Source organism: Kineococcus sp. DHX-1 (genome assembly GCF_042473625.1).
In the GTDB taxonomy this organism is placed as follows: Bacteria; Actinomycetota; Actinomycetes; order Actinomycetales; family Kineococcaceae; genus Kineococcus.
The window spans coordinates 4,344,446-4,362,043 of sequence record NZ_CP170445.1 but is presented as its reverse complement, the minus strand read 5'-3'; the positions used below and the strand labels follow the sequence as shown (position 1 = coordinate 4,362,043).

Here is a 17,598-nt window from a genome sequence, read left to right as displayed (position 1 = left end):
GGTTTCGGTGGTCTCAGTGCCCGGCCAGGGCGGCCAGCACGGCCGCCTGCCGGGTGTCGCGTTCGCGGGCCAGGTCGGCGACGTCGCGCCCGTCGGTGGCCTGCTCGGTCTGCGCGACGAGGCCGGCGGTGGTCGCCTCGTCGAGGACGGGGCGGCCCAGGTGCTCCCAGCCGTCGGCCATGCCGGGCCCGAGGTGGGTGAGGAAGTGGGCCATCCCGCCGGGGCCGCCGCCGAGGTGGAAGGAGCGGAACGGACCGGCCGCGGCCCAGCGCGGCCCGATCGAGGACGTCACGACGTCGTCGAGGCCGGCGACGTCCACGACGCCCTCCCGCACGAGGTGCACGGCCTCGCGGAACAGGGCGGACTGCAACCTGTTCGCGACGAACCCCGGAACCTCCCGGCGCAGCACGACGGGGTGCTTGCCGAGGGCGGTGTAGAACTCCACGACGCGGTCCACGGTGGCGGGGGAGGTGTCGCGGCCGGGGACGACCTCGACGAGCGGCACGAGGTGCGGCGGGTTGAAGGGGTGCCCCACCACGAGGCGTCCGGGGTCGGCCATGCGGTCCGACACGTCGGTCGCGGTGAGGGCGGACGTCGACGTCAGGAGCAGGGCGTCGGCGGGAGCGGCCGCCTCGACGTCGGCCCACAACTGCCGCTTGAGGTCGAGGCGCTCGGGCCCGTTCTCCTGCACGGCGTCCGCGTCGCGCACCGCGGTGGCGAGGTCGTCGGCCACGGTGAGGTCGTCGGTGTCCGGGTCCAGGTGCAGGTCCAGCTCGGCCAGGCCGGGGACGAGGCGGGCCAGGTCGGCGCGCAGCGTCCGCTCGGTGTCCGGGCGCGGGTCGTGGACGGTGACGCGGTGGCCCCGGGCGAGCAGCAGGGCGGTCCAGGACGTGCCGATGAGGCCGGTGCCGAGCACGGTGGTGCTGGGTCGGCTGGTTCGTCGGCTGGTGGGGTTTCCCACGGTTCTCCTCCGGAGGGTCAGGCGAGGTAGTCGTGCACGAGCTCGGCCGGTCCCAGCGAGAGGTCGGTCAGGACGTGCGAGGCGGACAGGACCCGGCGCACGGGCAGGTCGGCCAGCGGGGCGAGGGCGTGCTCGAAGAGCTGCAGCCGGGCCGGTCCGGTCCAGGCGCCCTTCACCGTCAAGTCGGTGGTGCGGGTGCGGACGAGTTCGCAGATGCGGGGACGGCCGTCGTACCCCGGCAGCACCTTGAGCATGTAGGTCGGCACGCCGATCTCCCGCTCGGCCGCGGTGCGGTCCAGAGGTGCGTGCTTGTAGCCCATCGTCGCGGTCGCCACCCGCAGGCTGCCGTGGTCGAGGGTCCCCACGAGGGTGTCGGAGTCGACGTGCAACCGGGGCGACCCCCAGACCTTGGGGTAGGCCCCCATCTCGCGACCGCTGGCGATCGCCGGGTGGTTGTCGACGTGCATGGTGTGCAGGTACTCACCGGGTTCGCCGTCGAACTCGACCCGCAGGGCCTGCCCGGCCTCGGTGTAGTCGCCCAGGCCGGTGACGTCCGGCATGCGCATGACCTCGAACCGCACGACCGGGTCGGTGACCTGCAGCGGTTCGGGGACGACCGCGCGCACGGCGTCGAGGTCGGAGCGGTACGTGATGGTGAAGTACTCGCGGTCGGTGAAGCGGTACGGCGGTGCCGGGAACGCGGGCGCTCCCAGCGGCGTGGTCGTCGTCCCGGCGACGTCCTGCAGACGCACGGGGTCCTCCTCGAGGTGCGGTGCGCGACCCCCGGTCGGGGGCCGATGACTCCAGGCAACTCGCGTGCCGAGCAGAGGTCAAAGACCGTTTCCCGGCACCCGCGGGAGGTTCTCCCTATGACGGGAGGCGGAGACCGGTGCCGCGCCGGCGTGCGCGACGATGACCGGGACATGTCGACCACGCCCGCGTCCCCCGTTCCCCGCCGCACCGCCGTCCTGCTGCTCGCCGGGCTGCTGCTCGTGGCGTGCGCGATGCGCTCGCCCATCACGGGGGTCGGGCCGGTGCTGCCGTTCGTCTCCCACGACCTCGGCCTGTCCGCGGCCGCGGCCGGGGCGCTGACCTCGTTGCCGCTGGTCGCGTTCGCGGCCAGCTCCCTCGTCGTCCCCAAGGTCGCCGCGCGGCTCGGCGCTCGCGCCACCCTGGTCCTGGCGATGTTCCTGCTGACGGCCGGGTCGGCGCTGCGCTGGGTGCCCGGGACCGCGCCGCTCTTCGTCGGCACGGCGCTGCTGGGCATCGCCATCGCGGTGGCGAACGTCCTCATGCCGGCCCTCATCCGCGCGGAGTTCCCCGGGCGGATCGCGCTGCTGACGAGCGGGTACGTCGTGCTGATGCAGGTCGTGGGCAGCATCGCGTCCGGGGTGTCCGTCCCCGTGGCCGAGGCCGTGGCGGGCGGCTGGCGGACCGCGCTCGTCGTGTGGGCCGCGCCCGCGCTGCTCGCGGCCCTGCTGTGGCTGCCGCTGGTGCGCGCCCGCCGGAACGCCGGGCCGGCGGGGCCACACGCGCGGACGCCGTGGCGCTCGCCGTTGGCGTGGGCCGTGACGGCGTTCATGGGGACGCAGTCGATGCTCTTCTACGTCCTGCTGTCCTGGCTCGCGACGATCGCCCGCGACCGCTCCGGGCTGGACGCGACGGTCTCGGGGGTCCTGCTCTCGGAGCTGCAGGTCCTCGGCGTCGTGGGGTCGCTCCTCGTCCCCGTGCTGACGGCCGGGTCCGTGCAGCGGACGCGGTGGGTGGCCGTGGCGGCGACGCTCTGCTCGCTCGCCGGCATCGTGTTGCTGCTGGTCGCGCCGGGGCTGGCTGTGGTGGCCGTCGGGCTCATCGGGCTCGGCGGCGGGGCGACGGTCGTCCTGGCCCTCGCCGCGATCTCCGCCCGGGCCGCGGACGCGCCCACGGCGGCGGCCTTGTCGGGGATGGCCCAGGCCGTCGGGTACCTCGCCGCGGCCGTCGGTCCCGTCGTGTTCGGGGCCCTGCACTCGCTGACGGGGGGCTGGGTGGTGCCGCTGTCGGCGCTCGCTCTCGTCGCGGTCGCCCAGCTCGTCCCCGCGTGGGCGGCGCACCGCGACGCGGTGGTCTGACGCCCGTCGGTGCCCGGCGACCTCGTCGGACTCGAGACGTCGGCGACACGTCCTGCCGTCGTGGTGGCTGCACGGTCGCGGACGTCGCGGTCGAGACCACGGCTGTCACGTCCACGGTCGCGCGGTGCGAGACGTCCTGACACCCGTTGGGACGCGATGGGTGGTGGAACGCAACGCAACAGCTCGTGCGGTGCGTCCTGGACCCTGCCTGCGGTCAGGACCTGACACCGCGGTGCCGGGCCGGTCGGTGCCGGGCCGGTCAGTGCTGGTCCGGTCAGTGCTGCACGGACTCGTCCGTCAGCTCGAACCAGACGGTCTTGCCGAGGGGGCCCACCGCGAGGTCGGTGCCCCACCGCGTCGAGAGCATCTCGACCATGGCCATCCCGCGGCCGCTCTCGGCGTCCGCGCGCTGGGCGCCGATGAGGGGCATCCCGCCCCCGTCGTCGGAGACCTCCACGCGCAGCGAGGCGCCGTTGACGCGCCGCACGGCCAGCTGCACCATGCCGTCGCCGTGCACGACGGCGTTCGTAACGACCTCGCTGGCCAGCAGCAGCGCGGCCTCCACGGTGTCCTCGAGGAGCTCCGAGGAGGCCACCCAGGGCGCACACCACTCGCTGATGAGCCAGCGGGCGACGCCCACGGAGCGCGGGCTGGGCGGGAGGACCACGTGGAACAACGGTCCTCGACCTCCCCCGACTGCGACCCCGCCGCCGCGGCCCCTCCACGACGTGCACCATCCCGCGTGTGAGCACAGTCATCAACGCGTGACTCACAGTCAATCACCCGGGTCGCCGCTTGTCCGCACGCAGGCGGATTCCGGTACCGGCACCTCCAGCCCCACCGGTCACACGGGCAGGGGGACGCCGACCACCTCGAGCGCCGTGACGACGGCCAGGACGGCGCACACGACGCCGCCGATGCGGCTCACCGTCGCGACGCTGAGCTTGCGCACGATCGTGCTCCCGAGCGCCGCCGCCAGGCCGGCCACCACGAGCAGCGCTGCCCACGACCCGACGAAGACCGAGAGAGGGTCGTCGTAGCGCGCGGCCAGGCCGGCCGTGAAGAGCTGCGACAGGTCGCCCCACTCGGCGAGGAAGACCACTCCGAAGCACGTGAGGACCCCGCGCCACCCCGACCGGCCAGCCCCGACCTTGGCCTCGTACTCGCTGCGGGCGTCCTGCCCGGCCTGCTTCGCCTTGGCGGCACCCCGGAACAGCGTCACCGCCCCCACGGCGAACAGGACGGCGGCCACGGCGGCGACGGGACGCTCCGGCAGCTGGGCCAGCAGGCGCCCGGCGACGACGGCGATGAGGCACTGCACGGCGAACGCCAGGCCGACCCCGACCCAGGCCGTGAGCGGCTTGAACCGGGTGGCCAGGACGAGGGTCGCGACGAAGGTCTTGTCGGGCAGTTCCAGCAGCAGGATCGGCAGGAAGCTGGCGGCGAGGACGGCGAGGTCCACGGTGGGTGCGGCTCCTTCACGACGGGACGGGACTCAGGGCGCGTCGGCGGGCCGCGGGCCATGCCAGCACACGGGGGGTGGGCCGCGACAGCTCCAGGACTCGCGTTCGGTGGACCGAACAACTGGTTCGCCTGCACCGGGTGCACCAGACTGGCGGCGTGCCGGAGCTCCCCGAGGTCGAAGCGCTCGCCGCCTTCCTGCGCGAGCGCATGACAGGACGCGTCGTGGCGAAGGTCGAGGTCGGCGCGATCAACGTGCTCAAGACCTACGACCCACCGCCGACCGCGCTGCAGGGCCTGCTCGTCACCGGGGTGGACCGGCACGGCAAGTGGCTCGACGTCGACGTCGACGGCCTCCACCTGGCGATCCACCTGTCCCGCGCCGGGTGGCTGCGCTGGTCCGACGCCCTGCCGAAGGCTCCCTTGCGACCGAGCGGGAAGAACCCCGTGGCGCTGCGGGTGCGGCTGGCGCCCGAGGACGACGAGGACCCCGAGAGCCCGCCCGGGTTCGACCTCACCGAGGCCGGCACCCAGAAGCGCCTCGCCGTCCACGTCGTCAAGGACGTCGCGCAGGTCCCCGGGATCGCCTCGCTCGGCCCGGACCCGCTCGACGACTCCTTCGACCTCGACGCGTTCCGCGGTCTGCTCAGCGGTTCGCGCCAGCAGGTCAAGGGGCTGCTGCGCGAGCAGTCGGTGCTGGCCGGGGTCGGGAACGCCTACTCCGACGAGGTTCTCCACGTCGCGAAGCTGTCGCCCTACGCCTCAGCCGGCAAGCTGCCCGCGGCGGACGTCGAACGGCTCTACGAGGCGCTCCGGACGACCCTGACCGACGCCGTCGCGGCCGCCAGCGGGAAACCTGCCAAGGAGCTCAAGGACGCCAAGCGCGCGGGGATGCGCGTGCACGGGCGCACCGGTCAGCCGTGTCCCGTCTGCGGTGACGTCGTGCGCGAGGTGTCGTTCGCGGACCGTTCGATGCAGTACTGCGCCACGTGCCAGACGGGAGGGAAACCCCTGGCGGACCGCCGGTTGTCGCGCCTGCTGAAGTGAACTCGCGCAGAACCCGCTGTGCACCCCCTTGGCGGCGGGGGGCCGGGAGGAGTTCACTGCGCGCGTGACCGAGACCAGTGCCGACCTCCGTCCCTCCCGCCGAACGCTCCTGTCCGCGACCACCGTCCTCGGCGGGCTCGCGACGGCGCCGCTCACCGCTGGACCGTCCTCCGCCGCCGCAACGCGCCGGCCGGGCCACGGGTGGGCCCCGCCCTTCGTCGTGGGACACCGCGGCGCGTCGGCGTACCGACCCGAGCACACCGTCGCCTCGTGGGAACTCGCCGCCCGCCTCGGCGCGGACGTCGTCGAACCCGACCTGGTCCCCACGAAGGACGGCGTGCTGGTCTGCCGGCACGAACCGGAGATCTCCGGGACGACGGACGTCGCCGACCACCCCGAGTTCGCCGACCGCCGCGCGACGAGGACCATCGACGGCGTCGAGTACACGGGGTGGTTCACCCCGGACTTCACGCTCGCGGAGCTGCGCACGCTGCGGGCGGTCGAACGGCTGCCGGAGCTGCGCCAGCACAACACGGTCTACGACGGGCTCTGGCGCGTCCCGACGTTCGAGGAGGCCCTGGCCACGCGGCAGCGGTTGTCCCGCGAACTCGGCCGCACGGTCGGGATCGTCCCCGAGATCAAGCACAGCACGTACTTCCGCTCCCTCGGGTTCGACCTCGAGGCCGAGGTCGTCCGGGTCCTGAGGGCGCACCGGCTCGACTCCGCCGCTGCGCCCGTCGTCGTGCAGTCGTTCGAGCTGACGAACCTCGTGCAGCTGCGGACCCGGTACGGGCTGCGGACTCCGACGGTGTTCCTCACGTCGGAGACGGGTGCCCCGGCGGACCTCGTCGCGGCGGGTGATCCGCGGCAGTACGCCGACCTGCTCGTCCCGTCGGCGTTGCGGGACCTGGCGCGGTACGTCGACCAGATCGGCCCGTCGCTCGTGCAGGTGAGCTCCGACCTCGTCGACGACGCCCACGCGGCCGGGCTGCAGGTCGTCCCCTACACGCTGCGACCGGAGAACGAGTTCCTGCCCGCGCAGTTCCGGACGGGGGACGACCCTGCCGACTGGGGCCGCGTCCTGGACTACGCCGCCCAGCTCCTCGCGACGGGGGTCGACGGGTTCTTCACGGACGCCCCGGACCTCGGCGTCCTCGCGCGGGACCAGCTGCACGGCTGAGCGTCCTCCCCCGGGAGGACGAGGTGGTTCCACCCCGGGCACGATGTGCCGCCCCCCGACCTCGGCCGATCCTGGACGGGTCGTGGTCGGGAACGGTGCGGAGGGGTGCGGAGATGGACGTGCAGGTGCTGGTGGGAGTGCTGGTGGGGATCGTCGGCGTCGTCGGCGGGCTGCTCGTCGTCGTGTCCGCCGCGGGCGGCCGGTTCGCGCGGGAGGGGAGGGGCGAGGAGCACCTGCTCGTCGCCCCGCGCGGAGCGCGCTTCGGGGACGCCACGGACCTGGTGCTGGCGGCGGCCCGCGCCCAGGAGGACCGGGCCGCCACGGTCGTCCGGCTCGACGAGCACCGGCGGCGGCGGGCGACCGCCACCGGTCACGCCGCCTGACCCCGGGGGACGGGAGGGGCCTGACCCCGCGGCGGGAGGTCCTCCCGCCGCGGGGCTGCCCTCACCCCCGGGTCACTGCACCAGGGCGGTGGCGGCGTCCGCGGTCGCCTGCGGGACCGACGGCAGACCACCGAAGATCCACCCGGTGCCCGAGGTGGTGTAGTTCGCCTTCTTGGCGCTCAGGTACGCCGAGGTGCTGGTGCCGAGGGAACCGTTGAAGTCGGTGAACAGCAGGGGAACCCCCTGGCTGCCCGCGACCGGCGCCGCGGCGAGGGCGTCGGCAGCCGTCGCGTCGGTCCCGCCCACGAGGGCCACGCTCTGGCTGTCGAAGTTCTCGTTGGCGATCGCGTCGTCGGCGATCTTCGACGCCGTCTCCTGGCGGTTGGCGCCCGCGATGCGCTCGGTGCCGCCGGCCTGGCTGTAGACGGCGTCCGAGACGGACGTGGAACTGCCCAGGACGACCCGGTTGGTCGTGCCGAGCTCCGTCAGCGCGTCCTTGGTGGCCGTCGGGAGCGACCCGGCCTCGGTGAGGAGGATCGGGTAGTTCCGGGCCCACGCGACCGGGCCGGCCGCGAGCGCGTCGGCCGTGCTCGTGCCGCTGGCGATGAACACCTGCTCCGGCGCGTCGCCGGAGTCGTCGGCCTCGGCGACGAGTGCCGCGGTCGCGTAGCGGTCGGCGCCGGCGAGGCGGTGGACGGTCTTGCCCGCCGCCTTCCAGGCGTCCTCCTGGGCCTGCGACACGCGGTTCGTGCCGCCGACGATCCAGACGTCCTTGGCGCCCAGGCGGTTGATCTCGGCCGCCGTGACCGCCGGGACGGCGTTCGTGTCGGTGTAGAGGATGGGCGCCGACTTCAGGCCGGCCAGGTAGGAGGCCGTCAGGCCGTCGACCGTGGCGTACCCGTTGACGACGACGACGTCGGTGGCCGACCCGTCGACGGGCTCGAGCAGCTTGGACGCGGCGACGGCGGTGGCGAACCGGTCCGACCCCGAGATGCGGTCGTCGAACTTGAAGCCGGTGGCGGCCTGCGCGGGCAGCGCGGAGCCGAGGCCGACGAGCAGGGCCACACCGGCAGCGGTGGCGAGGGTCTTCTTCATCGTGTTCTCCTGGGATCCGCGGGTCAGCTGGTGGCGATCTCGCCGTTGAGGCCGGCGGGGTAGAACCCGCCCTTGGTGACCCCGGTGCCCGGCGTCAGGTACACGATGTTCAGGACCTCCTGCGGCGACCGGCTGAACGCGATCCCGTTGGCGTCGGTCGGGACGAGGTTGGCCCGGCCCCCGGAACCCACGGTGATGCCCTGGTCCTTGTCGGCGCTGGAGCCGTCGAGGGAGTCGCGGGCGTCGGAGATGAGGTTCGTCGGCGTGTCCAACCCGTTCTCGTACAGCAGGGTGCGCACGATCCCGGAGTGGTAGGCCTCGACCGCGAGGATGCCGGCCGCGGCCTCGAGGTAGGCGGGGGTGGAGATGAGCGGCGCCGCGCCCTTGTAGGCGGTGACCCCGACGTCTTCGAAGAGGAACGCGCCCAGCAGGAAGAACGCCTCGGAGGAGAACGGGTCGAACGTCTCACCCTGCTTGATGACGCCCGCGGCGACGGCCGCTCCGGTGAACGACTCCTGCAGGTTGATGGCCGGGCGGGAGACGGCGGCTGAACCGAGGGCGGACCGCAGGAACTTCACGTGGGCGATCTCGTCGTTGGCGATCTCTTCGGCGTAGAACCGCATCGCCTTGGACTTGAACGGGACCCGGTGCCCGCCGGTGACCCCGCCCTGGGTGCCGGTGCCCGTGGCGAGGGCGTCGGCCAGACCGTGGCCGTAGGCGGCGTAGCAGTAGAACTCGGCTTCGAGGTACTCGAGGTTCAAGGCGAAGTTGAGGACGCTGCCCTCGCTGGGGGTCGCCGCCGAGGCGGACTCGGCCGTGGAGGCCCCCACGAGCCCGGCGCCGACGGCGCCGGCGGACAGCAGGCCCATGCCGCGCAGGAAGTTCCTGCGGTCGGCGGGGGTCTCGGAACTGCGGTTGATCATGTCGACGAGGAGGGTCTTCTTGAACATGGGCAGCCTTTGAGGTCTGGGCGCCAAGGGCTCGACGCCGGTGCTCGACGCGGCAACTGTCACGTCGTCGTGATCGGACGTCCGGTGTTCGGAGCGATGGCCCCGCTGGATGGGTCGTGGTCGTGACTTTCCGGACGAACCGTGATCAGCCTGCCCTGCCGACCACGATCCGTCTACCCAGCGTGATGTGCTGACTACATCAAGGTCACGAGGCGCCGCGGGACCTCGTCGTGACGGGAGTCCCGGGCTGCAGGAGGGGGGCGATCCGGTCCCAGCGGGCGATCTGGCAGCCGTCGTTGCGGGCGTACCGCGCGTCGACCTGCTCACCGCGCCACGTGCCGGTCACCGTCGCGGTCTGCGCGCCGCCGTAGACCTGCGTGCAGGCCATGTCCTTCGGGACGGGCGCCCAGGGCGCCTTCGCCCCGGCGATGGCGTCGCAGGCGTTCTGCGCGTCGGGGTGGTCTCCCCCCACGACGCCGTCGGCGCACGTCAGGGTCCACGTCGTCTGCTTCCCCGTGCCGTCGTCTACCACGACGGTCAGCTCGTCCCCGGACGTCGCCGTGACGCTGCCCGACGGGGTGCTGGAGGGGGTGCTGCTGCTCGTCACCGGTGCTCCTGCCTGCTGGTCACCGCAGGCTGCGAGCAGGCCGAGCCCCACCGCCAGGAGGGCGGCGGCGCCGGTCCGGGCGCTGCGGTGGACGGTCCTGCGTTCGGTCACGGGACTACGACGCCTGCGGCCGCGGGACGGTTCCCGTCCGGTCGACACGTGACGGGTGACAGGGGCGCCACGCCCGCGTTACGGTGGGCATTTCGCTCGGTCCGGGTTCTCCCCGCGCCACCACGGACATCGTCCCGCGAGCGCCCTCGTGATCGCAACGTTGTTGTCGCGCACCGGTTCCGGCAGAATCGACGGTCGATCCGATGGAGGAACCGTGTCCGAGCACGCCCCGGACGAGGTGCTGACCGCCGAGCAGCGGCACCTCGACCACGCCCGCGCCGAACTCGCCCGCATGCGGGCCCACACCCTGTCCCTCGTCGACTCCCTCGCCCCCGGCCACGCCGGAGACGCCGGCGCCGACGAGGCCCTCGGCTGGACGCTGCACCGCCGCGCCGCCAGCCTCGTCGACGACCCGTCCACCACGTTGTTCTTCGGCCGCACCGACCACGACGACGGGCAGAGCCTGCACATCGGCCGCCGGCACGTCACCGACTCCGCCGGCGACCCGGTCGTCATCGACTGGCGCGCCGACGTCTCCCGCGGGTTCTACCGCGCGACCCGCGACGACCGTGCCGGCGTGCGGCTGCGACGCCGCTTCGGCGTCGAGCAGGGACGCCTGACGGCCTACGAGGACGAGCACCTCACCGACGAGTCCGAGGTGGACTCCTCCTCCGACATCCTGGCCCGGGAGATCGAGCGGCCGCGCTCGGGCCCGATGCGCGACATCGTCGCCACCATCCAGCCCGAGCAGGACGCCCTCGTGCGCGCCGACGCCCAGACGACGGTCTGCGTCCAGGGCGCCCCCGGCACGGGGAAGACGGCCGTCGGTCTGCACCGCGCCGCCTGGCTGCTCTACGCCCACCGGGAACGCCTGACGCGGCAGGGCGTCCTCGTCATCGGCCCGAACCGCGCGTTCCTGCAGCACATCTCGGCGGTTCTGCCGGCTCTCGGTGAGGTCGAGGTGGACCAGCGGACGGTCGACGAACTCCTCACGGCGGCGACCGAGGGCCGCAAGGAGGTCCGCGTCCGCGGCACCGAACCGCCCGAGGTGGGGACGCTCAAGGGCGACGGGCGGATGGCCGAGGTCGTCCGCCGCGCCGTCTGGGCCGCGGTCGGGGACCCCGCGCAGGTGCTGGAGTCCGGTGCGGTCGTCGTGACGCGCGGGTCCCGGCGCTGGCGCGTCCCCGGGTACCTCGTCCGGGACCTGCTCGACGAGCTGACCGGCCGCGGCATCCGCTACGGGGCGGCCGCGGCCCTGCTGCCGCAGCGGCTCGCGCACGCCGTCCTGCAGCTGCTCGAGGCGGCCGGGGACTCCCCGGACGACGTCGTGCAGGACGCCGTGGCCCGCAGTGCCGAGGTCAAGCGGGCGGTCAAGGCGCTCATGCCGGCCCAGGACCCGGCCAAGGTCCTGCACCGGCTGCTGTCCGACGCCGAGTTCCTGCGGGCCTGCTCCGACGGCGTCCTCACCGACGCCGAACGCGACCTGCTCACCTGGCCCGTGCCGCCGCGCACGGCGGGGTCGGCGAAGTGGACGGCGGCCGACGCGGTGCTGCTCGACGAGGTCCGGGACCAGCTGCAGCGCACGCCGTCCCGGGCGCACGTCGTCCTCGACGAGGCGCAGGACCTGTCGGCCATGCAGTTGCGCGCCGTCGGCCGCCGGTGCAGCACGGGCGCGGCCACGGTGCTCGGTGACATCGCGCAGGGCACGACGCCGTGGGCGGCCCGCAGCTGGGACGACGTCCTGGTGCACCTCGGGAAACCCGACGGCGAGCTCGAGGTCCTCGACCGGGGTTTCCGCGTCCCGGCCGCCGTCATCGACTACGCCGCGAGGTTGCTGCCCCGCATCGCGCCGGACCTCACCGTCCCCCGGTCCGTCCGCACCGATCCCGGCCTGCTGGAGGTGGTGCGCGTCGACGACCCCGTCGAGCAGGCGGCCCGGACGGCGCGCGAGCTCGCCGACCTCGAGGGGTCCGTCGGGGTCGTGGTGGCGTCCGCGGTGGTCGAGGAGGTGGCCCGGGAACTGACTGCGCAGGGCCTGGAGTTCTCCCGGCTCGACGACCCCGACCCCGACCAGCAACGCATCTCCCTCGTGCCCGCGCCGCTGGTCAAGGGTCTGGAGTTCGACCGCGTCGTCGTCGTGGAACCCGCCGCCGTGGTGGCCGGGGAACCCGACGAGCGCACGGGGTTGCGCCGCCTCTACGTGAGCCTGACCCGCGCGGTCAGTGCGATGGTCGTGCTGCACCGCGAGGACCTCCCCGCCGAACTCGTCGGCGCCTGACCGCCCGCCCTCCCCCTGCGGGGTTCGGGCAGGGGTCACCCCGTGCCCCGCCGGGGTCAGTGCTCGAACAGCGCGCTGACCGATTCCCCCTCGTGGATGCGCCGGATCGCGGCGGCGAGCGCCGGGGCGACGGAGATGACGGACAACCCCTCGCGCGGTCCGCCGCGCAGGGGCACGGTGTCGGTGCAGACGACCTCGTCGATGTCGGGGTGGGCGAGCAGCCGGTCGAGGGCGTCGCCGGCGAAGATCCCGTGCGTGCAGACGACGCGGATGCTGCGCGCCTGCAGTTCCGTCAACCGGTCGGTGAGTTCGAACACCGTGCTGCCCTTGGCGATCTCGTCGTCCAGGACGATGACGTCCTTGCCGGTGACGTCGCCGATGACGTTGGCGATGACGACGCGGTCGTCGGGGAACCGTTGCTTGGCGCCGGTCGCGATGCCGCAGCCGAGCATCCGGGCGAAGGCCGCGGCGGGTTTGGCGTTGCCGAGGTCGGGGGAGACGACGACGGCGTTCGAGAGGTCCTCGCCCTCGAAGTGCGTCGCGAGCTGCTTGAGGGCGTGCAGGTGGTCGACGGGGACGCGGAAGAACCCGTGGACCTGCGGGGAGTGCAGCGTCATGACGAGGACGTGGTCCGCGCCGGCGGTCTCCAGCAGGTCGGCGACGAGGCGACCGCCGATGGAGATGCGGCCGGTGTCCTTCTTGTCCGAGCGCGCGTAGGAGTAGTGCGGGACGACGGCGGTGACGCGGGCCGCGGAGGCGTGCTTGGCGGCGTCGAGCATGAGCAGCAGTTCGACGAGCGCCTCCTGCACGGGCGGGACGAGGGGCTGCACGACGTAGACGTCCCGCTGGCGGCAGTTGGCCTGCAGCTGCACCTCGAGGCAGTCGTTGGAGAAGCGGCTGACGCGGGTGGGGGACAGTTCCACCCCCATCTCCGCGGCGACCGCGGCGGCGAGCTCGGGGTGGGCGGATCCGCTGAACACGGCGATCTCTCGCGGGGTGGCAGGCACGGGGCGCCACGCTAGCGGGACGCGTCGCGGGCCGGGTCGTACGCTCGGGAGCATGAGCGAGTCCCGGACGTTCGACGTCGACGGCGTGCCCACCACCGCGGTGACCGACCTGCCCGAGGACGCGACGGTCCTCGACGTCCGCGAGGACGACGAGTGGGCCGCCGGCCACATCGACGGCGCCCTGCACATCCCGATGGGGCAGGTGCCCCAGCGGCTGGAGGACCTGCCGCAGGGGCAGCTGCACGTCGTGTGCCGGTCGGGGGGCCGTTCGCAGCGCACCGCGATGTGGCTGCAGCGCAACGGCTACGACGTGGTGAACGTGGACGGCGGGATGTCGGCGTGGGCCGAGGCCGGCCGGGGCATGGTCTCGGAGTCCGGTCAGGAGCCGTTCGTCCGCTGACCCGCGGGCGGCGTCAGGACACCTTCGCGGGCCGGTCCCGGTAGCCCTCGACCGTCACCATCGGCGGTCGCTCGTCGAGCGTGAGGACGTGGGTCACCGGGGCGTAGTGCCCGTAGCCGTCCCGGGCGAACTGCGTCATCGCCGGGGGTCGTCCCAACGCCTCCCCGGCGGCGCGCTGGTGCACGACGTGCGTGATCTCGGCCGCCATCCGCCCCAGGGCGGCGGTGTCCTGGTGGCTGTGGCCGCGCCGGCCGAGGTCGACCTGGGCGATCGCGCCCAGGCCCCGCAGCTCCAGGGTGTCGATGAGCATGGCGATCTCGACGCCGTAGCCCCCGCAGAAGGGGATGGCCTCCAGCAGGCGGCGCCGGCCGGCGTACTCCCCGGCCAGCGGCTGGACGACCCCGGCGAGGTCGGGGTAGAAGCGGCTGATGAGGGGGCGCGCGACGAGCTCGGTCACGCGGCCGCCGGACGTGCTGCCCGCGCCCTGCAGGGGCCGGTCGTAGCAGCCCTTGACGAGCTCGACGCCGGGGTCGGTGAGCAGCGGCCCGAGCAGGCCCGTGACGAGCTGCGGCTGGGGGTCGACGAGGTCGCTGTCGACGAAGACGACGACGTCCCCCGTCGTCACCGCGAGCGACTTCCACAGCACCTCGCCCTTGCCCGGGCGCGACCCCGTCTCGGGCAGGACGTCGTCGCGGTGGTGGACGGTCGCGCCCGCGGCGGCGGCGACCCGGGCGGTCCCGTCGGTGGAGCCGGAGTCCATGACGACGACCTCGTCGACGAGGCCGGTCGCGTCGGCGAGGCGGCGCACCATGGTCACGACGCCTCCGACCGTGGCCTCCTCGTCGAGCGCGGGCATGACGACGCTGACCCGGGTCCCGGCCTTCTGGCGGCGCAGCCGCTCCAGCGGCCAGTCGCGGGCGCGGGACGTGGACCTGCCGAACCAGGCCTGCACGGGCAGCTTCACAGGGGTCCTCCGTCGTCTCGACGTCATGCCGACGCCACCTCGACCACGAGCGGCGTCCGGCCACCGTGGCACGCGGCGGAGGCGCCGGACCACCGCTGGCGGCAGAGTTCACGCCGGTGCAACACGGGACCGGTCCCGGCGCCAGCACGTTTCGCGCACGTTGCGGCCCGTTGTCCGGCACGTCTCGCGTCCGTGCGGGTGAGGTGGAGGTCGTCGCAGGTTTGACCTCCGCGGGCCTCGGGTACCCAGCTTCCGGTCCATCCGCAGAACGGGAGTGGGAGAACATGCCGACGGGAGCACGGCCGGTGCCGGCCACCCACTGGGCGACCTTCGCCCACGACGCGGCCTCCGTGCCGAGGGCGCGGCACGTGGTGCGCATGGTGCTGGACGGGGCCGGTCTGGACGAGATGACGACCGCGGAGATCGAGATCGTGCTGTCCGAGATCGTCGGCAACGCGATCCGCCACGCGCGTCCCCTCCTGGGCGGGGAGATCCACGTGACGTGCGAGGTCGTCCCGGACGACTCCCCGCACGTCGAGATCGCGGTCACCGACGGCGGGTCGCCGGGGTCGGTCCTCAGCCCCCGCGCGGCGGCGGACTCCGACACCAGCGGTCGTGGCCTCTTCATCGTCGACGGCCTCGCGCACGAGTGGGGCGTGGTGGAGGACCTCGACAACCTCAGCCGCACGGTGTGGGCCTCCTTCGGAGGGCCCACCCGGCACCACCCGCACTGACCAGGGCGCCCGGTCGATCCGGACCACGGCGGATCGCCCGTTCGGGCCAGTGCCCCGCAGCGACCCACCACTGACCGCGCCCGGTCGGATACGGTCTGCACACGGCCTCGCGCGGTGCGGACCGGTGACCCGGTGGGAGGCGCAGCGTGGAGTCGCCCACGGCGCCCCCCTCCCTGGAGCTGCTGCACCGCACGGCCGCGGAGCTCGCCGCCGCCCTCGACGTCCGTGACGCGGTCACGTCGGTCCTGCACGCCGGTCGCGACGTCGTCGGCACGAACACGTGCGGCGTGGCCCTCCTCGACGAGACCGGCACCCTGCTCGTCCCGACCGCCCCCCGCGACGGCGGTGACCTCGCCGGACTGGGCACCGGCCTGCCCGTCCCCCTGACGTCGGCCACCCCCAGCGCGGAGGCCGCCCGCACCCTGCGTCCCGTCCTGCTGCGCGACCGCACCGAGCTGGCCGCCCGCTTCGGCGCCGGACCCGGCCGAGGGCTCAACGACACCGTCCTGGCCCTGGGTGAGCACTCCTGGGCCATGTACCCCCTCGTCGCGCGCGGCCGCCTCGTGGGGGTCCTGCGCTTCGGCCTGTCCCGCGAGGGTTCCCTGGACCCCGACGAGCAGCTGTTCGCCGCGACCCTGGCCGACCAGTGCGCTCTCGCCGTGGAACGCGCACGGCTGCTCGAGCAGGCCCGTCTCGCCGCCCGCCGGTACCGGACCCTCGCCGAGGTCGGGTCCCTCGACGTGTTCACCGCCCGGCCCGGGGAGGGCATGACGAGCGACCTGCCGGGCTGGCGCGCGCTGACCGGACGCACCGACGTCAGCGGTCGGGCGTGGCAGACCGACGTGCACCCGGACGACCTGCCCGTGGTCCTGGACCGCTTCTACGAGTCCGTCCGCGACCGCAGCACCGCCCGCTTCCGGTTCCGCGTGCGCGGCCTGGCGGGCTGGCGGACCATCGCGGCCGTCGCCGTGCCGGTCCTCGCCGACCCGACCGACCCCACGTCCGAGATCGCCGAGTGGGTGGGGTCCCTGGACGACGTGACCGAACGCGTCCGCACCCGTCGCCAGACGCAGACCCAGCACGCGCTCACCGCGGCGCTGGCCACCGCCGGCGGCTACGAGCAGGTCCTCGACGTCGTCCTGCGGGCCTGCCTCGACGGGGCCGGCGCGGTCCGTGCCGTCATCACGGTCGCCGAGGGCCAGGGCGAGACCGGGTTGGTGGCCCACCGGATGGGCGCGGACCGCCGGCGCACGCGGACGGAGCTGACCGAGGTCACGCGCTCGGGTGTGGAGGCGTTCGCCGGGGAGCGGGGCGTCTTCCCCGTGGGCGCGGCCGGCGTCTCCGCGCTGCCGGAGGACGTCCGGCCGTACTTCGAGGCCGGCGCCCGGGCGGGGGAGACGTCGTGGGCGGTGCTGCCGCTGGCCGCGCGGACCCGGCGCCTCGGCACGCTCGTCCTCGCGTTCACGGCCGGGGACGACCCGGCCGACCAGGCGGCGGACGCCCGCGAGTCCGAGGACCGCGACTTCCTGCTCACCTTCGCCCGGCAGGCGGCGACGGCCCTGGACCGGATGCAGCTGCTGGAGCAGCAGCGCGACACCGCCACGGTGCTGGCCGAGGCGCTGCGCCCCGGTCCGTTGCCGGCGGTGGACTGGCTCGCGACCCACCGGGTGGCGCAGACCAGTGCGGGCGTGGCGGTCGGCGGGGACTGGGCCGAGCTCATCCCGCTGCCCGGTGCGCAGGGAGAGGAACGGGTGGCGGTCGTCCTCGGGGACGTCATGGGCCGCGGGGCCCGGGCCGCCACCGTCATGGGGGAGGTGCGCACCCAGGTCCGCACGCTCGCCCACGTCGACCCGCACCCGACGGCGGTCCTGCGCGGGCTCGACGCCCTGGCCGCGGCCGGCGGCGGGGACGACCTCGTCACGATCTTCTACGCGGTCCTGGGCCGGGACGGCCGGCTCCTCGCCGCGAGCGCCGGGCACCTGCCGCCGCTGACGTGCAGCACGGGCCCGCACTACCTCGACGTGCCGCCCGGAGTGCCCGTCGGCGTCGAGGGCGACGCCCGCACCGACGTCCTCGACGTCCGGCTGGACCCGGGCAGCGCGCTCGTCGTGTTCTCCGACGGCCTCGTCGAGACCCGCACCCGGTCCCTCGACGAGGGGCTGGCGCAGGTCCTGGAGCACTTCCGCGAGACCGCCCGCGGGACGCCCGCCGACATCGTCGGCACCCTGGTCGAGCGGATGGTCGGCGCGGACGGGGAGGACGTGGACGACGACGTCACGGTCCTGGCCGTGCGCCTGCGCTAGCGTCGCGGC

At 74.1% G+C, this 17,598-nt stretch carries 17 protein-coding genes; 8 read left to right on the top strand and 9 right to left on the bottom strand.

All coding sequences use genetic code 11. The features are described 5' to 3' along the window. Positions 1–13: 13 nt before the first annotated feature. Positions 14–916, bottom strand: coding sequence for a 3-hydroxyacyl-CoA dehydrogenase NAD-binding domain-containing protein (locus ACFEMC_RS21000; protein WP_380171527.1), 903 nt, complete (start codon positions 914–916; stop codon positions 14–16). Between the two features lie 62 nt (positions 917–978). Then, complete coding sequence (locus ACFEMC_RS20995) at positions 979–1,713, bottom strand: acetoacetate decarboxylase (RefSeq protein ID WP_380171525.1); 735 nt, start codon at positions 1,711–1,713, stop codon at positions 979–981. 171 nt (positions 1,714–1,884) lie between these two features. Here ACFEMC_RS20995 and ACFEMC_RS20990 point away from each other — a divergent pair, with 171 nt between their 5' ends. Further along, positions 1,885–3,069: an MFS transporter gene (locus ACFEMC_RS20990; RefSeq protein WP_380171523.1), complete on the top strand. Its 1,185-nt coding sequence runs from the start codon at positions 1,885–1,887 to the stop codon at positions 3,067–3,069. Between the two features lie 274 nt (positions 3,070–3,343). On the opposite strand, the gene ACFEMC_RS20985 is transcribed toward ACFEMC_RS20990, so the two are convergent. Further along, entirely contained in the window at positions 3,344–3,736 is a 393-nt protein-coding gene (locus ACFEMC_RS20985; protein ID WP_367641053.1) for an ATP-binding protein, read from the bottom strand. Between the two features lie 177 nt (positions 3,737–3,913). Beyond that, positions 3,914–4,531, bottom strand: coding sequence for a TMEM165/GDT1 family protein (locus ACFEMC_RS20980; RefSeq protein ID WP_380171520.1), 618 nt, complete (start codon positions 4,529–4,531; stop codon positions 3,914–3,916). A 158-nt stretch (positions 4,532–4,689) separates the two neighbouring features. On the opposite strand from ACFEMC_RS20980, the gene ACFEMC_RS20975 reads away from it, so the two are divergent. The 3 genes from ACFEMC_RS20975 to ACFEMC_RS20965 all read left to right on the top strand — a co-directional run bounded on the left by ACFEMC_RS20975 (position 4,690) and on the right by ACFEMC_RS20965 (position 7,140). Continuing rightward, entirely contained in the window at positions 4,690–5,577 is an 888-nt protein-coding gene (locus tag ACFEMC_RS20975) for an Fpg/Nei family DNA glycosylase (RefSeq protein ID WP_380171518.1), read from the top strand. A 64-nt stretch (positions 5,578–5,641) separates the two neighbouring features. Then, on the top strand, positions 5,642–6,757 hold the full coding sequence (locus ACFEMC_RS20970; RefSeq protein WP_380171516.1) for a glycerophosphodiester phosphodiesterase family protein: 1,116 nt from the start codon (positions 5,642–5,644) through the stop codon (positions 6,755–6,757). A 113-nt stretch (positions 6,758–6,870) separates the two neighbouring features. Continuing rightward, positions 6,871–7,140: a hypothetical protein gene (locus ACFEMC_RS20965; protein WP_380171514.1), complete on the top strand. Its 270-nt coding sequence runs from the start codon at positions 6,871–6,873 to the stop codon at positions 7,138–7,140. Positions 7,141–7,212: 72 nt separating this feature from the next. Here the strand turns inward: ACFEMC_RS20965 and ACFEMC_RS20960 are convergent, their stop codons facing one another. The 3 genes from ACFEMC_RS20960 to ACFEMC_RS20950 all read right to left on the bottom strand — a co-directional run bounded on the left by ACFEMC_RS20960 (position 7,213) and on the right by ACFEMC_RS20950 (position 9,903). Continuing rightward, a complete protein-coding gene (locus ACFEMC_RS20960; protein WP_380171512.1) occupies positions 7,213–8,235 on the bottom strand; it encodes a cell wall-binding repeat-containing protein in 1,023 nt (340 codons plus the stop codon). 23 nt (positions 8,236–8,258) lie between these two features. Continuing rightward, the gene (locus ACFEMC_RS20955; RefSeq protein WP_380171510.1) at positions 8,259–9,185 is read right to left on the bottom strand and encodes a ferritin-like domain-containing protein; all 927 of its coding nucleotides are present in this window, start codon (positions 9,183–9,185) and stop codon (positions 8,259–8,261) included. Positions 9,186–9,390: 205 nt separating this feature from the next. After that, positions 9,391–9,903 carry an SSI family serine proteinase inhibitor gene (locus ACFEMC_RS20950; RefSeq protein WP_380171508.1) on the bottom strand — a complete coding sequence of 171 codons (513 nt, stop codon included), beginning with the start codon at positions 9,901–9,903 and terminating at the stop codon, positions 9,391–9,393. A gap of 214 nt (positions 9,904–10,117) precedes the next feature. Here ACFEMC_RS20950 and ACFEMC_RS20945 point away from each other — a divergent pair, with 214 nt between their 5' ends. Further along, on the top strand, positions 10,118–12,181 hold the full coding sequence (locus ACFEMC_RS20945) for a HelD family protein (protein ID WP_380171506.1): 2,064 nt from the start codon (positions 10,118–10,120) through the stop codon (positions 12,179–12,181). 56 nt (positions 12,182–12,237) lie between these two features. Here ACFEMC_RS20945 and ACFEMC_RS20940 read toward each other — a convergent pair whose 3' ends face one another. Continuing rightward, positions 12,238–13,188, bottom strand: coding sequence for a ribose-phosphate diphosphokinase (locus ACFEMC_RS20940; protein WP_367641067.1), 951 nt, complete (start codon positions 13,186–13,188; stop codon positions 12,238–12,240). Between the two features lie 52 nt (positions 13,189–13,240). On the opposite strand from ACFEMC_RS20940, the gene ACFEMC_RS20935 reads away from it, so the two are divergent. Next, entirely contained in the window at positions 13,241–13,588 is a 348-nt protein-coding gene (locus ACFEMC_RS20935) for a rhodanese-like domain-containing protein (protein WP_380171503.1), read from the top strand. A 13-nt stretch (positions 13,589–13,601) separates the two neighbouring features. Here ACFEMC_RS20935 and ACFEMC_RS20930 read toward each other — a convergent pair whose 3' ends face one another. After that, positions 13,602–14,579 carry a glucosyl-3-phosphoglycerate synthase gene (locus ACFEMC_RS20930; protein ID WP_380171501.1) on the bottom strand — a complete coding sequence of 326 codons (978 nt, stop codon included), beginning with the start codon at positions 14,577–14,579 and terminating at the stop codon, positions 13,602–13,604. 278 nt (positions 14,580–14,857) lie between these two features. On the opposite strand from ACFEMC_RS20930, the gene ACFEMC_RS20925 reads away from it, so the two are divergent. Both ACFEMC_RS20925 and ACFEMC_RS20920 read left to right on the top strand, forming a co-directional pair. Continuing rightward, the gene (locus ACFEMC_RS20925) at positions 14,858–15,286 is read left to right on the top strand and encodes an ATP-binding protein (protein ID WP_380171499.1); all 429 of its coding nucleotides are present in this window, start codon (positions 14,858–14,860) and stop codon (positions 15,284–15,286) included. 146 nt (positions 15,287–15,432) lie between these two features. Beyond that, a complete protein-coding gene (locus ACFEMC_RS20920) occupies positions 15,433–17,589 on the top strand; it encodes a SpoIIE family protein phosphatase (RefSeq protein WP_380171497.1) in 2,157 nt (718 codons plus the stop codon). The last annotated feature ends 9 nt before the right edge of the window (positions 17,590–17,598 follow it).